The sequence below is a fragment of the Acinetobacter sp. 766875 genome, from assembly GCF_000582055.1.
Classification (GTDB): Bacteria; Pseudomonadota; Gammaproteobacteria; order Pseudomonadales; family Moraxellaceae; genus Acinetobacter; species Acinetobacter nosocomialis.
Genome location: NZ_JEXX01000008.1, coordinates 1 through 14,283 on the forward strand (window position 1 = coordinate 1; position 14,283 = coordinate 14,283).

At 39.3% G+C, this 14,283-nt stretch carries 15 protein-coding genes; 5 read left to right on the forward strand and 10 right to left on the reverse strand.

All coding sequences use genetic code 11. The features are described 5' to 3' along the window. From ahpF to J576_RS09105, 3 genes are all read right to left on the reverse strand, one after another. On the reverse strand, window positions 1-1,562 hold a 1,562-nt coding region (ahpF, locus tag J576_RS09095; RefSeq protein ID WP_033855561.1), incomplete at its 3' end, for an alkyl hydroperoxide reductase subunit F. Between the two features lie 182 nt (window positions 1,563-1,744). Next, complete coding sequence (locus J576_RS09100) at window positions 1,745-2,266, reverse strand: chromate transporter (protein ID WP_002049457.1); 522 nt, start codon at window positions 2,264-2,266, stop codon at window positions 1,745-1,747. After that, entirely contained in the window at window positions 2,266-2,826 is a 561-nt protein-coding gene (locus tag J576_RS09105; protein WP_002049422.1) for a chromate transporter, read from the reverse strand. The genes J576_RS09100 and J576_RS09105 overlap by 1 nt, the downstream gene beginning before the upstream one ends. Before the next feature lie 101 nt (window positions 2,827-2,927). Here J576_RS09105 and J576_RS09110 point away from each other — a divergent pair, with 101 nt between their 5' ends. Further along, on the forward strand, window positions 2,928-3,830 hold the full coding sequence (locus tag J576_RS09110; RefSeq protein WP_002049450.1) for a LysR family transcriptional regulator: 903 nt from the start codon (window positions 2,928-2,930) through the stop codon (window positions 3,828-3,830). An 88-nt stretch (window positions 3,831-3,918) separates the two neighbouring features. On the opposite strand, the gene arsB is transcribed toward J576_RS09110, so the two are convergent. Together arsB and J576_RS09120 are read right to left on the reverse strand one after the other, a co-directional pair. Then, entirely contained in the window at window positions 3,919-4,953 is a 1,035-nt protein-coding gene (gene arsB / locus J576_RS09115) for an ACR3 family arsenite efflux transporter (protein WP_031951081.1), read from the reverse strand. Window positions 4,954-5,051: 98 nt separating this feature from the next. Further along, entirely contained in the window at window positions 5,052-5,381 is a 330-nt protein-coding gene (locus J576_RS09120; protein WP_002049426.1) for an ArsR/SmtB family transcription factor, read from the reverse strand. A gap of 84 nt (window positions 5,382-5,465) precedes the next feature. On the opposite strand from J576_RS09120, the gene arsC reads away from it, so the two are divergent. Beyond that, a complete protein-coding gene (arsC, locus tag J576_RS09125) occupies window positions 5,466-5,894 on the forward strand; it encodes an arsenate reductase (glutaredoxin) (protein ID WP_002049399.1) in 429 nt (142 codons plus the stop codon). Window positions 5,895-5,962: 68 nt separating this feature from the next. Here arsC and J576_RS19660 read toward each other — a convergent pair whose 3' ends face one another. The 3 genes from J576_RS19660 to J576_RS09140 all read right to left on the reverse strand — a co-directional run bounded on the left by J576_RS19660 (window position 5,963) and on the right by J576_RS09140 (window position 8,851). Further along, window positions 5,963-6,124 carry a DUF1427 family protein gene (locus J576_RS19660; protein WP_000784879.1) on the reverse strand — a complete coding sequence of 54 codons (162 nt, stop codon included), beginning with the start codon at window positions 6,122-6,124 and terminating at the stop codon, window positions 5,963-5,965. Between the two features lie 56 nt (window positions 6,125-6,180). Further along, window positions 6,181-8,055 carry an amidohydrolase gene (locus tag J576_RS09135; protein WP_002049446.1) on the reverse strand — a complete coding sequence of 625 codons (1,875 nt, stop codon included), beginning with the start codon at window positions 8,053-8,055 and terminating at the stop codon, window positions 6,181-6,183. Between the two features lie 109 nt (window positions 8,056-8,164). Further along, window positions 8,165-8,851 carry a hydrolase gene (locus J576_RS09140; RefSeq protein ID WP_002049459.1) on the reverse strand — a complete coding sequence of 229 codons (687 nt, stop codon included), beginning with the start codon at window positions 8,849-8,851 and terminating at the stop codon, window positions 8,165-8,167. 195 nt (window positions 8,852-9,046) lie between these two features. On the opposite strand from J576_RS09140, the gene J576_RS09145 reads away from it, so the two are divergent. Continuing rightward, the gene (locus J576_RS09145) at window positions 9,047-9,937 is read left to right on the forward strand and encodes a LysR family transcriptional regulator (protein ID WP_002049374.1); all 891 of its coding nucleotides are present in this window, start codon (window positions 9,047-9,049) and stop codon (window positions 9,935-9,937) included. 39 nt (window positions 9,938-9,976) lie between these two features. On the opposite strand, the gene J576_RS09150 is transcribed toward J576_RS09145, so the two are convergent. Continuing rightward, complete coding sequence (locus tag J576_RS09150; RefSeq protein WP_081400909.1) at window positions 9,977-10,726, reverse strand: GntR family transcriptional regulator; 750 nt, start codon at window positions 10,724-10,726, stop codon at window positions 9,977-9,979. 399 nt (window positions 10,727-11,125) lie between these two features. Here J576_RS09150 and J576_RS09155 point away from each other — a divergent pair, with 399 nt between their 5' ends. Continuing rightward, complete coding sequence (locus J576_RS09155; protein WP_002049453.1) at window positions 11,126-12,595, forward strand: NCS1 family nucleobase:cation symporter-1; 1,470 nt, start codon at window positions 11,126-11,128, stop codon at window positions 12,593-12,595. Further along, on the forward strand, window positions 12,592-13,326 hold the full coding sequence (locus tag J576_RS09160; protein ID WP_002049383.1) for an aspartate/glutamate racemase family protein: 735 nt from the start codon (window positions 12,592-12,594) through the stop codon (window positions 13,324-13,326). Before J576_RS09155 ends, J576_RS09160 begins: the two co-directional genes overlap by 4 nt. A gap of 69 nt (window positions 13,327-13,395) precedes the next feature. Here J576_RS09160 and tauD read toward each other — a convergent pair whose 3' ends face one another. Continuing rightward, the gene (gene tauD, locus J576_RS09165; protein ID WP_002049419.1) at window positions 13,396-14,277 is read right to left on the reverse strand and encodes a taurine dioxygenase; all 882 of its coding nucleotides are present in this window, start codon (window positions 14,275-14,277) and stop codon (window positions 13,396-13,398) included. Window positions 14,278-14,283: the final 6 nt, after the last annotated feature.

Genomic DNA, 14,283 nt, shown 5'->3' on the forward strand with positions numbered 1-14,283 from the left:
TGCCCAGAACGGATGATGTAATCAAACGCAGAGAGTGATGCTTTAGCGCCTTCACCTGTGGCAATAATGATTTGTTTGTAAGGCACAGTTGTACAGTCACCTGCAGCGAATACACCTTTCACATTGGTTTCATTGCGGTCATTGACAATGATCTCACCACGGTTGGTTAACTCAACTTCACTGTCTTTTAAGAAGTCAGTGTTTGGCAATAAACCAATCTGTACAAAGATCCCTGCAAGCTCTACCACATGCTCCTCATCAGTCGCACGGTCTTTGTATTTAAGACCAGTCACTTGTGAGCCGTCACCTAACACTTCAGTACTTAAAGCATTCATAATCACAGTTGTGTTTGGCAAGCTATGCAGTTTGTTTTGTAAAACTTGGTCTGCACGAAGTTTAGTGTCGAACTCAACCAGAGTTACATGTTCAACAATACCTGCAAGGTCAATTGCAGCTTCCACACCTGAATTACCACCACCAATCACGGCAACACGTTTACCTTTGAACAGTGGACCATCACAGTGCGGGCAGTACGCTACACCACGGGTACGGTATTCAGCTTCACCCGGTACATTCATTTCTCTCCAACGTGCACCTGTTGAAAGGATCACAGTTTTCGATTCAAGTTTTGCACCGTTTTCAAGTTCAACTTCAACCAGACCATTTGCAGTTTGGTTGGCACCCGTGATTTTGCTAACACGTTGCAGGTTCATGATATCAACATCATATTCACGAACATGTGCTTCCATCTCGGCAGCAAACTTAGGACCTTGAGTCTTTTGCACAGAAGTGAAGTTTTCAATGTCCATGGTATCCATGACCTGACCACCAAAGCGTTCAGCCACGATACCTGTGTTAATGCCTTTACGTGCCGCATAGATTGCTGCTGTTGCACCCGCAGGTCCACCACCAATCACCAATACATCAAACGCATCTTTGGCATTGAGTGCTGCTGCGTCTTTTTCAGCCGAGTTGGTGTCAAGTTTTGCCACAATTTCTTCAAGCGTCATACGACCTTGACCAATGTGCTCATTGTCCTGGAATACCATCGGCACAGCCATGATTTTGCGTTGTTCCACTTCGTCTTGGAAGAAAGCACCATCAATCATGGTTGCCGTAGTGTTCGGGTTATAAATGGCAATCAGGTTAAGCGCCTGTACCACGTCCGGACAGTTATGACAGCTAAGTGATACGAATACATCAAAGTTGGCTTTGAGGTTTAAACCTTTAATTTGATTTAAAACTTCATCCGACACCTTAGGTGCATAGCCAGACACTTGTAACAGTGCCAAGATCAAAGATGTAAACTCATGTCCCATTGGTAAGCCTGCAAAGAACACACGAGGCTGTTCACCTGCTTTAGCCACACCAAAGCTTGGACGACGTGTATTGTTACCGTCAAAACGGGCTGTTACTTTTTCAGAAAGCTCAGCGATTTCAGTTACTAATTCTTTAATTTGAGCAGCTTTATCTGATTTATCCAAAGCAGCAACTAATTCGATTGGACTTTCTAAACGTTCTAGGTAAGCTTTTAATTGAGTTTTAATGTTTTGATCTAACATCTGTTTTTACTCCAATGCATCCAAATTCTTTCAATAGATGCATAGTACGTGAAAACAATGAATAGGTAAAACAGTATGTTTTTATGTATTTGATCGGTTTTTTAGATTTTATTATTACTTACTTCAAATTAAAAAAAAGCCAACCTGAACTTATCCCAGCGCAGGTCAGCAAACTGGTTCAACTAGAGCAACATCACACCAAATACAGCCCCAGCAATCAAAACATGCAAGGGATGAACTTTTTTAATTAAAGACAATAAAGTCGCAATGACTACCATAATGATAAGTAAAGTATTTATTGCTGCCGCCTCAGAAATAATCCAAGCACTGGCAAGCACTGTTCCAACTGTCACAGGCTGTAAAGCAAGCTGTAAAACACGGCGCCATTTTTTGTCTTTGAACTTAGACCAGCCTCTCATTACAAATACAGTAATAAGAGATGACGGTAAAAATTTAGCAGTGGAAGCCACAAGTAAACCTGACAACCCTGCTACATGCCACCCTACCAACGGTACAATCATCATGTTTGGACCAGGAGCTGCTTGCGCCATGGCAAACAAAGCACTAAATTCCTGCGCAGTCATCCAATGATGAATGTCGACTACTTGGCGTTGCATTTCAGGCAAAATTGTATTTCCGCCACCAAATGCAATAAGAGACAACTGAGTAAAAATGATCGCTAAAGCAAGTAGAACTGCGCCCATTACACACGTCTCCAAATAATAGATGAATAAAGTGCCAATAAAATCAACATAGTCAAAAGTAAAGGAACTTTTAGAAAAGCAATACTGACAATTGCAGCTACGACAACACACATCGCTATTGGATTACGTAATAAAGGCTTAATCATTTTCAATCCTGTTGCAACCAAAAGCCCAGCTGCTGCTGCTCCTAAACCTTCGAAAAGATGTTTAACCATCAAGTTGTCTTGGAACTGTTCATAAACATAATGTAAAAGTACAACAATGACGGTAGGTGCAAGAATCAAACCAATAAGTGAGCTCACTGCTCCACGGACACCGCGAAACTCCATGCCAATCGCAACAGATAAATTAATAATATTGCCGCCCGGTAAAAATTGACACAAACCAAGTAACTCGATGAACTTTTCAGGACTTAGCCATTGCCTTTGCTCTACAATAACTTTGCGGGCTAAAGGCAAAACACCACCAAATCCCATTAAACCTAATGTTAAAAAACCTAAAAATAACTCTGTGCAGGTAGGTACACTCTCCTTCTGCACGGCAATCTCAACATGGTTCATTTTCGTTACTTTTCACTTTATCTGACCAAGATAGAATGATACTTTTGTGGTATATCTACAAATGCTTTTATTTTCGTTAGCCATACCCTAAAGGTATTTCTATGCTCGATTTACATAAGCTTCATGCCTTTGTTGTAGTGGTTGAAGAAAGAAATATTACGCATGCAGCAAACCGTTTGTTTATTCAACAGCCTCCTCTAACGCGTTTACTCAAAAAACTTGAAGAAGAACTCGGTACCCAGTTACTTATTCGTCAACCGCGCGGGATTGAACCGACAGAAGCAGGTTTAGCATTATTTAAAGAAGCACAACTTTTATTAGAACATGCCCGCCATATTCCTAAATTGGTCCAAGACGTTAGCCAAGGTAAAACAGGACAGCTTAATATTGGTTTTACAAGTTCCGCAGGTTTACATCCACTCATTTCACTCGTATTACGTTCGTATCGGGAAATGTACCCTGCTGTGCAAACCAAACTTGAAGAAGCAGGCAGTCAAAAGCAACTGGACTGGTTAATTTCAGAAAAACTTGATATTGCTTTTCTAAGAGCACCAATTAGCCGCGATATTGGATTGAAGCATCTTCATATATTAGATGAACCCATGGTGGTGGCCTTACCTATCGGTCATCCGCTTACACAGAAGAAAAAAATTAGTTTAAGTAACTTGTCAGAGGAAAATTTTGTTTTATACCGTCGCTCTTCAGGGCAAGGTTTATATGACAATATTTTATATAGCTGCTATCGGGCAGGTTTTAGTCCGCGTATTATTCAAGAAGCGCCGCGCCCTACTGCGACCCTCAATTTAGTGGCTGCCGGTATCGGAATTAGTATTGTACCAGCATCAATGCATAACTTTTGGGACCATGAAATCGTCTATCGCGAGTTTGATGATTCGATAAAACTAAATGCGCCTATTTATTTGATTACACGAGAAAATGAAAACTCAGCTAAAGTTTCAAACTTCATTGAACTCATGCAAAAACTTTTACCGACAATGACTTAAGTTTAAAAGCCAGACAATAAAAAGTGCCTATATATAGGCACTTTTTTAGTGATCTTTAGAAAATAGTTCAAATAAATTTTGCGATTTTTTAAGAGTAATACTTTTTCTTTAACCAAAGCGAAACCGAAACCAGTGAGATCAGCACTGGTACTTCAACCAATGGCCCGATCACTGTAGTAAAAGCAACTGGTGATGCCAAACCAAAGGTTGCAATGGCTACAGCCAATGCCAACTCAAAGTTGTTTCCCGTTGCAGTAAATGAAATAGCAGTGGTACGTGGGTAGTTATTCCCCATCCGTTTACTCATAAAGAAACTAATAAAGAACATCACTACAAAGTAAATCGTGAGTGGAATCGCAATACGTAATACATCTAAAGGTAAGTTCACCACATCACCACCTTTTAGGCTAAACATAGCAACAATGGTGAAGAGCAGAGCAATAAGGCTGATTGGACTGATCTTTGGCAAAAACTTGGTTTGATACCAATCTAACCCTTTTGATTTAACTAAAAGCAAACGAGTTAAGAATCCCATTAAAAATGGAATACCCAAATAGAGCAAAACAGCATGGGTGATGGTCCAGAAATTGACATCAATCACTTGCCCTGCCACACCAAAATATGGCGGCAAGAAAGTTAAGAACAACCATGCATAGGTGCTAAAAAATAAAATCTGAAAAATACTATTAAAGGCGACCAAAGCTGCAACGTATTGGTTGTCTCCACAAGCTAAGCCATTCCAGACCAATACCATTGCAATACAACGTGCTAAGCCTATCAAAATAAGGCCTGTCATATACTCCGGATAGCTATGCAGAAAAACAATTGCAAGAATAAACATTAAAACTGGAGCAATAATCCAGTTTTGTATCAACGATAAAGTTAAGGTTTTCTTATCCTTAAATACTTCTGGTAAAGCCGCATAGTCCACTTTTGCCAATGGCGGATACATCATCAAAATTAAGCCGATTGCGATCGGAATATTAACGTTATCTACACTTAACTTATTTAAATACACAGATGCCTGAGGAAAGAAAACTCCAATGGCTAAACCTAAAGCCATCGCAATAAAAATCCATAGCGTTAGATTTCGATCTAAAAAGGAAAGTCCTTGTTTGGTCATGTTTTACTCGAAGAAGAAATTAATTGCATTCAATACACAAGTGGCTCATACACTTATGCTAAATAAATCTGCATTTTCTAAGACAAAATCTAGGAAGATTAATCACAGCACGTTGTAGTGATGAAAGGCTGATCTTGTTGTTTTACTCTCGTCTCAATCTCGTCATTTTCTATCACCTTTAAAATATCTAAAGCCCATATAGGTAAATCAGGATTTAAGCTGTAATAGACCCACTGGCCTTTTCTTTCATCCAGTAATACGCCATGAGTTCTTAGTAAGGCTAAGTGTCGAGAAATTTTGGGTTGGCTCAACTCGAGTTGTTCGGTGAGTTCACACACACAAATATTTTGTTTGTTTAGAACTAATTTAAGAATATTTAACCGAGTTTGGTCAGATAGACATTTAAAGAAATCGACTTGGTTGATCATATCTTCAACAGAATATATTCGTTATTGCAAATATATGGATATCCATATATAAATGCAATAACTTAATTTGAAGATCAATTTATCATGAGCGATCAAGTGAAAATCTATCATAACCCTGCTTGTGGAACTTCACGAAATACATTGGCGCTTATTCGTCATGCTGGGTTTGAGCCTATTGTTATTGAATATTTACAAACACCTCCAAGTAAAGATGAACTAATCCAACTCATTCAGGATTCAAACTTAAATGTACGGGAAGCAATTCGTCAAAATGTTAATACCTATAAAGAATTAGAGTTAGAACAAGACCATTGGACCGATGAACAGTTAATTGACTTTATGGTGCAGTATCCAATTTTAATTAATCGTCCATTTGTGGTTACATCAAAAGGCACACGACTTTGCCGCCCTTCTGAGGTTGTCTTAGATATTTTAGATACACAAAACTTAGGCTATTTTGTAAAAGAAGACGGTGAAGTGATTATTGATGAGCAAGGTCATCGTATTAAGTAATTGAAGATATTTACCAATATAAAAAGCTAAATGGCATGGCACCACTTAGCTTTTTTGAATGAAACGCATTAAAAATAGGATTTAATAAAAGGAAGTAGCTGCTCTCCTATTACCATGCCTAATAAACCGACTAATGCAACAAGAGGTGGAGCTGGTGACTTCACATTTAAAACATAATATAAGACACCAACGAGCAACCCTACAGCCAAAGATAATAAGTACATTTTCATGGTACATACCTTAGAAAACCAAGCCATTTAAAGCGGCAGGCTCCCATACTGTTTATTTAAAATGCAAAACACGAGCAACCGAGTGCACCCCAGAAAGTTTTTTTGTCCTTATCATTTACAGGAACGTCAAGCATCCAAGCATGGCTGTGTCCATGCATTCCACAGCTGCTAGCACATTCACACAATGCACTTTGTGACTGTAATGACTCATTGGATGGTGCATTACGATTTTCAGATAACCGCCACTGACCACCAAAACGTTTTACTGGCGACCATGTTGGTGAAGCTGGTGGTAACGGCGGATCATCTTGCTTGAATTCTGCTCCTGCGTACACCACCTTGCCACCTAAAACAGTGAGTACAGACTCAATCCACTGGATATCTTCTGCTTCAACTTTGAAGTAGTCATCTGACAGCACAACCAAGTCAGCAAGTTCCCCTGCTGTGAGTGAACCTTTGATATCTTTTTCACCCGAAAACCATGCCGAACCTTTCGTCCAGAGTTTGAGGGCTGTTTGACGGTCTAATAGATTTTTTTCATCATAGAGCGGTAAGCCACCCACTGTTTTACCTGTAGTCAGCCAATACAAACACACCCAAGGATTATAAGACGCAACACGAGTCGCATCTGTCCCCGCACCAACAGGAACACCGAGTTCTAACATTTTCTTGACTGGTGGCGTTGCCTGAGCGGCTTCGGCGCCATAACGTTTTACGAAAATTTCACCTTGATATGCCATACGGTGTTGAATGGCAATACCACCACCCAACGCACCAATACGTTCGATATTGCGCTCAGTTACAGTTTCGGCATGGTCAATAATAAATCGGGTCGCAAATGGCTGTTTAGCATTTACTCGCTCAAATACATTGAGCAAACGATTAATACTTTCATCATAGGTTGCGTGAATACGGAATGGCCATTTCTTTTCAGCCAAGTGCTCTACAATGGCTTCGAGTTCACCTTCCATTTTTTCTGGTAAATCAGGACGTGGCTCATAAAAATCTTCAAAGTCACCTGCAGACCACGTCAAATTCTCACCGGCTCCATTCATTCTAAATAGTTCATCACCATCGCCCGGAAATGTCATTTCTGTCCAGCGGCGGTAATCATCAAGCTCTTGGCCTGCCTTCTGAGCAAATAGGTTATAAGCAATACGTACGGTCATTTGATTTTGGTCGTGTAATTGCTTAATCACATCATAATCTTCAGGATAATTTTGACCGCCACCGCCTGCATCAATTGCAGAAGTAATGCCTAATCGGTTCAGTTCACGCATGAAATGACGAGTTGAATTGACTTGATCTTCAACTGGCAATTTTGGTGCTTTCCCTAAGGTCGAATATAAAATCATAGCCGATGGCGTTGCGAGCAGCAGTCCTGTTGGCTCACCTTTTTCATTTCGTATAATCTTGCCACCTGGCGGGTCTGGTGTGTCTTTGTTAAAGCCTAATACATCAAGGGCAGCTCGGTTCAACATGGCACTAGCGTATAGATGTAAAACGAATACTGGAGTATCTGGCGCAGCTTTATTAATTTCTTCTAAAGTCGGTAAACGCTTTTCAGCAAACTGGAATTCAGTCCAACCGCCTACGACACGAACCCATTGTGGAGCTGGCGTATTATCTGCTTGTTCTTTGAGTAAGCGTAACGCATCGGCAACGGATGGCACACCTTCCCAGCGCAGTTCCATATTGTAATTGAGGCCACCACGAATAATATGCAAATGACTGTCATTTAGACCCGGTATAACGCGACGACCATTTAAGTCTACAACTTTACTTGTTGGAGTTGCGAGTTTCATAACCTCATCAGTTGTACCCGTGCGGACGACTTTACCATCTGCAATCGCAATTGCTTGTACTTCAGGGTTTTGAGGATCTAGTGTTGTGATTTTACCGTTTTTAAGTATGAGGTTTATTTCGGTCATTCTGAACTCCATTCTTGTGAATTATCGTTCTAAAAAATAAAGATATATCTGTATTAATATCACTTAAATATTGAATACTAGACATACCTTTATCTAAATCAGTACTGTTTTATTTTGCAGGAACGGGTGCAAGTACTTCATGTTTTGATGTTGTACGCTCAGGTGCCTTATGTACCATCGTATAGGCATAGTCCACACCCATACCGTAAGCACCAGAATGCTCACGTACAATCGCCATAACTGCATCGTATGTATCACGGTGTGCCCAATCACGCTGCCATTCGAGTAATACTTGTTGCCAAGTTACTGGAACCACACCTGCCTGAATCATGCGCTGCATGGCGTAGTCATGTGCTTCTTTCGATGTACCGCCTGAAGCATCTGCGACCATATAAATCTCATAATTGCCTTCAAGCATGGCGCCAAAAGCAAAGGTGTTATTGCACACTTCAGTCCACAAACCTGAAACAATCACTTTTTTACGATTATTTCTTGCAAGCGAATCCCGTACTTTTTGATCATCCCATGAATTCATTGAAGTACGTTCTAGTAAAGGAGCATCTGGAAATACATCTAAAAGTTCTGGGTAGGTATGACCAGAGAAGCTTTCAGTTTCAACTGTCGTAATCGTGACAGGAATATTGAATGTTTTAGCTGCTTTTGCTAACCCTACAGTATTATTCTTTAATACTTGGCGATCTATTGACTGTACCCCAAAAGCCATTTGCGGCTGGTGATCAATAAAAATAACCTGACAATTGGTTGGTGATAGTTGTTCTAAAAGTGATTTATTCACGTCTAAACTCCATTATTCATTATATAAGGCTTTTAAAATTGCCTACTGGTTATTATCAAAACAAATAAAAATGTAAAAACATAGACAGCAAAACAGCTCGAATCTGTATCCTGTATGGATACAATCAAATCAATGATTGCTTTTTAATTTTTATAGTTTAATCATGGATATATATTTTTTAATTTTTAGTTATCCATGGATCGATTAGACTGTATTTCCACTTTTGTAAGTGTCGTAGAACATGGGAATTTTAGTAGCGCAGCTAGAGCACTCGATATTTCTCGTGATTTGGTAGCCAAACGTGTTTGCTACCTCGAAAATGATTTAAAAACAACGCTATTAAATCGAACAACCAGACAAATGAATCTGACCAGTTGTGGGGAAAAATTTTATCAACATAGCAAAGTCATTTTAAGTGAGTTTGAATGGGCTGCTTATGAAATTAGCTACAATCAGCAGTACCCTGAAGGCGAACTCAAGCTTAATACTCCAATGTCTTTTAGCAATATTTTTCTTCAACATATTATTTCAGACTTTATAGAGAAATATCCCAGCATTAAAATTGATTTATTCATGACTGATCAGCTATTAGACACGAATAATAATAAATTTGATTTAACTATTCGTGTTGATGGCTCTCCTCCAAATTTGGCAAATAGTAAAATTTTGAATACTTATCAACGATATTTATATGCAACGCCTGAGTATTTTAATCAGCATGGACTACCAACCTCTTTAGAAGAACTTAAAGAACATAAGTTTCTGATTTACTATCAAGATAGCCGACATAAAAAATTGATTTTTCAAAAAGATCACAAAGAAGTGTCTTTTAATTGCTTCCCTGTGATGACCTGTAATAATGGTGAATTATTATTAGATATGTGTCTAAAGAATCACGGTATTGTTTTTCTTCCAGAGTTTATTGCAGAGCCTTACTACAAAGAAGGTAAATTACAGAAGTGTTTGGAGGATTACACTAGTCAGCCACTTCACTTATATGTCACATGGCCAAACCGTAAGATTTTATCGAAGAAAGTAAAACTATTTATTGATTTTTTAACACGTCAAATCGTTCCCATAAAATAACCAATCTGGGCCTTTTCCATAGGAATTGGCCCATAATTTTTAGTTAGTTTGCGGCGTTTCTATCTTCTTATTTTTAAATAAATTTAATAAATTTTGCTCTGCAGACACTGTACTGTTTTCTTCAATAAATATAGTTGCGTAGTGTTCTAAATGCTCTTCCATCAATTGAGTTGCGCGCTTTTCATCGCCTTGTTCAATGGCATCTAAAATTGCACGGTGTTCATCTGCCGAACAATTATTATGTTTTGGAATCTCATACAATCCAATTAATAACGAAGTTCTCGCAATAAGCGTCTGCAAATAACTAGACATGATCGAATTTTGATTAGCTTCAATTAGCTTTAAATGAAATTGACCTGATAGCTTAATCCACTCAGCCCAATTTCCAGCTAAACGCTCTTTAGACTCTTGATCGACCAAGCCTCGAAGCTCACTAAAATCTAGGCTGTGTGACTTTTGAGCTAGCTTTTTTACAGTAGCGATTTCAAGCATGCTGCGCGCTTCAAAGACCTCTTTTGTTTCATGAGCACTATGTTTTGCGATGAGTGCTCCACGATTGGGCTGAATTTCAATAACCTTATCATGGGCAAGTTTGACAAAAACACGTCTTAACACTCCTCGTGTTACACCAAATGCTTCACATAAGGGTGCTTCAACTAAACGTGCACCAGGGGCAAGTTGTCGATTTAAAATAGCATCTACAATAGCGTTATATATATGGTCATCAATTTCATCATTGCTCATTTCTACGGCTTTTTTTGGTGCACTCGATGACATTGATTTCTCCATTTTTATTAACGTCCCCCTTTTTTAGAACTTTATCTCTTTTGAAGAGTGTAAGTTTAACTTAAGCATTTGGGAATATTTCTCTAACTTTCACAACATATATACTGAGCTGAACAATTCAATATTAGATCTCTAAATATCTACTTATACACCTAAATTTATTTACTTTTTATAAAAAATTAAGCACATCTCAGTTTATAAATTTGTCTATTCATATTCCGAAATCGTATCAAGCTAAATCACTCATCAATATTACATCTCAAGTTTGGCATAACTTTTGCTCAATAAAATTGTGCACAATCCAAACAATACATTGTGCACAATTTTAATTTCATTCTTTTAGTCAGAATTTCAAGCTGCTGAAGAACGTGCCCGCCCAACATAGGGAAGTGAGTGTTCAAGATGAATAATAGCGAAGCAATAATTAAGCCTTCTTATGATACGAAGCTAACAAATCAAGACTTAGCTCCTTTAAAAAAGCAAACTTGGGGCGCTTATAATATTTTTGCCTTTTGGATGTCGGATGTTCATAGTGTCGGCGGTTATGTTATGGCTGGAAGCCTTTTTGCACTTGGTCTCAATAGCTGGCAGGTACTTCTATCTTTACTGATCGGCATTGCCATAGTTCAGTTTTTTACAAACCTGATTGCCAAGTCTAGCCAACAAACTGGTACGCCCTATCCTGTTATTTGCCGCGCAACCTTCGGTGTGCTTGGTGCAAATATTCCTGCCGTTATTCGTGGTCTTATTGCTGTCGCATGGTATGGCATTCAAACCTATTTGGCATCAAGTGCCTTTTTATTGGTCATTTTAAAGTTCTTTCCAGAATGGTCGGTCTATGCCGATGTTTCAACTTACGGCTTTCTCGGGCTTTCCTATTTAGGATGGGTTGGTTTCATGCTGCTTTGGTTACTGCAAGCGGTTGTTTTCTGGTCTGGCATGGACAGCATTCGTAAGTTTATTGACTGGGCAGGTCCAGCTGTCTACGTTGTAATGTTTGCTATGGCAGTATGGCTCATCTGGAAAGCTGGCTGGCAAAATATTGATTTAAACTTGAGCGGTGTTCAATACGACGGTTTTGCGGTTGTACCAGTCATGATTGGTGCTATTGCGCTTGTTGTTTCATATTTTTCAGGACCGATGCTGAACTTTGGTGACTTCTCTCGTTATGGCAAAAGCTTTAACGCGATTAAAATGGGTAACTTTCTTGGACTACCGATTAATTTCTTAGGCTTTTCTTTACTTACTGTGGTGTGTATTGCAGCAACGCTTCCTGTCTACGGCAAACTCATTACAGACCCTGTCGAGATGGTTGGAAAACTTGATAATACTTTTGTGGTGATTTTGGGTAGTTTAACCTTAATGATTGCCACCATCGGAATTAATATTGTCGCTAACTTTGTTTCACCTGCCTTTGATTTTTCCAACGTTTCACCGAGCAAAATTAGCTGGCGCATGGGTGGAATGATTGCAGCAGTTGGTTCGATTTTCATTACCCCATGGAATTTGTTTAATAATCCTCAAGTGATCCATTACACCATTGATATTTTAGGTGCATTTATCGGTCCACTTTTTGGTGTATTGCTCGCCGATTTTTATCTCGTTAAAAAACAAAAAATCGTAGTAGATGATTTATATACCTTAGATACCAAAGGTTTGTATTGGTACAAAAATGGTTATAACCACTCTGCCTTTTATGCCTTAATTCCAGCTTCATTAATTCCTATTCTCTGCGTACTTTTACCACAACTATCGGGGCTAGCTAATTTCACATGGTTTATTGGGATGGGATTCGGTTTTGTCATTTACCGATTTCTTAGTCAACCGCTTGCCCATGCTAAATCGGCAATGACGAAGGCAAAAGTACAATGAAAATTAAAATTATTAACCCCAATACCACTCAAAGCATGACAGACAAAATTGCAACATCAGCAAAGATAGTCGCAGGTTCTGATACTCAAATTATTGCAGTAAGTCCTCAAATGGGCCCTGCTACGATTGAAAGTTATTATGATGAGGCCCTAAGTGCAGTAGGTGTGCTGGAGGAAATTCGCCAAGGTGAATTTCTCGGTATAGATGCTTATGTTATTGCCTGTTTTGGTGACCCTGCGCTTTATGCTGCCCGTGAAATGACTTCGGCACCTGTGATTGGGATTGCCGAAGCAGCTATGCGAACTGCAAGTTATGTCAGTAATGGTTTTAGTGTGGTCACAACCTTACAACGCACAGTGAATATGAGTTGGCATCTGGCTCATCGCTATGGGGCTACACCATTTTGCAAAAATGTTCGAGCTTGTGACATTGCAGTTGAAGAATTGGAGCTTCCTGACTCAGACGCTTATCAAACCATACGAGATGAGTGCAAAACAGCACTAGTAGAAGATAAAAGCGATGCGATTGTTTTGGGCTGTGCAGGTATGAGTGATTTGTGCCTAAAACTACAAAACGAATTGGGAGTAATTGTTATTGACGGCGTTGCAGCAGCAGTTAAACAAGCTGAAATGTTAGTCCAGTTAAATTTAAAAACCAGCAAAGTTGGTGATTGGGCCTCACATCCTGTAAAGAGTTACACAGGCATATTGTCAGGATTTGGAGCACATTAGAAATAAATTACTGTTTCAATTCCAACTCAAAACGCTGCGTTGGAATTGAAATGACTGAAAACTAAAGAATTAAACTTCAGCTAACTCTGGCTGTTGTTCATTTTTATAAAATGGCACATCACCGTTAATAGTTGCACGGTGCATGATGCGATGAGCATCGCCATAATCAAATAATGCTTTATGTTGTGTGCAACGGTTATCCCAAATCGCGATATCACCATCTTGCCATTTCCAGCGTAAATGAAATTGCTCTTGGGTCGCATGTTCAAACAAGAAATCAAGTAATTGCTCACTTTCTTGTTCAGGTAACTCATTAATGCGAGTGGTAAAACCCTCACTTACAAACAACAAAGGCTCACCTGTAACCGGATGGGTACGTACCACTGGGTGAACCACTGGTGGGTTACGCTTAAATGTTTGCAAAAGCTTTTCACGTTCTTCTTCGTTATGGGCAAAACGTTCAAGTGGAAAAGACTTCCGAATATCGTGTGTTGCAGTTAAGCCACGTAATTTTTGCTGTAACTCAAGCGGAAGCCCTTTAAAAGCTGCTGTATTACTCGACCACAAAGTATCACCGCCCACAGGTGGAATTTTAATGGCTTGCAATACACAACCTAAAGGTGGATTTTTACTAAAAGTCACATCTGTGTGCCAAAGTTCATTGTCACGCAAATCTTGTTTCCAACTGTCGAGTACCATCACTTCAGGTACATCTTCAATTGAAGGATAAATCGGGTGCACGTGTAAGGTGCCAAAACTGCGTGCCAAGTCTGCTTGTGCTTGCGGTGCTAATTGTTGCTTTCGAAAAAAAATGACCTGATGATCAAGCAAAGCCTGCTGGATTTGTTGCGTTGTCTGTTCATTTAACGCATTCAAATCAATATCGTGAATAATTGCGCCAATGGTAGGCTTGATCACTTCAATATTTAAGTTTGCTACTACTGTATTCATCTTCTT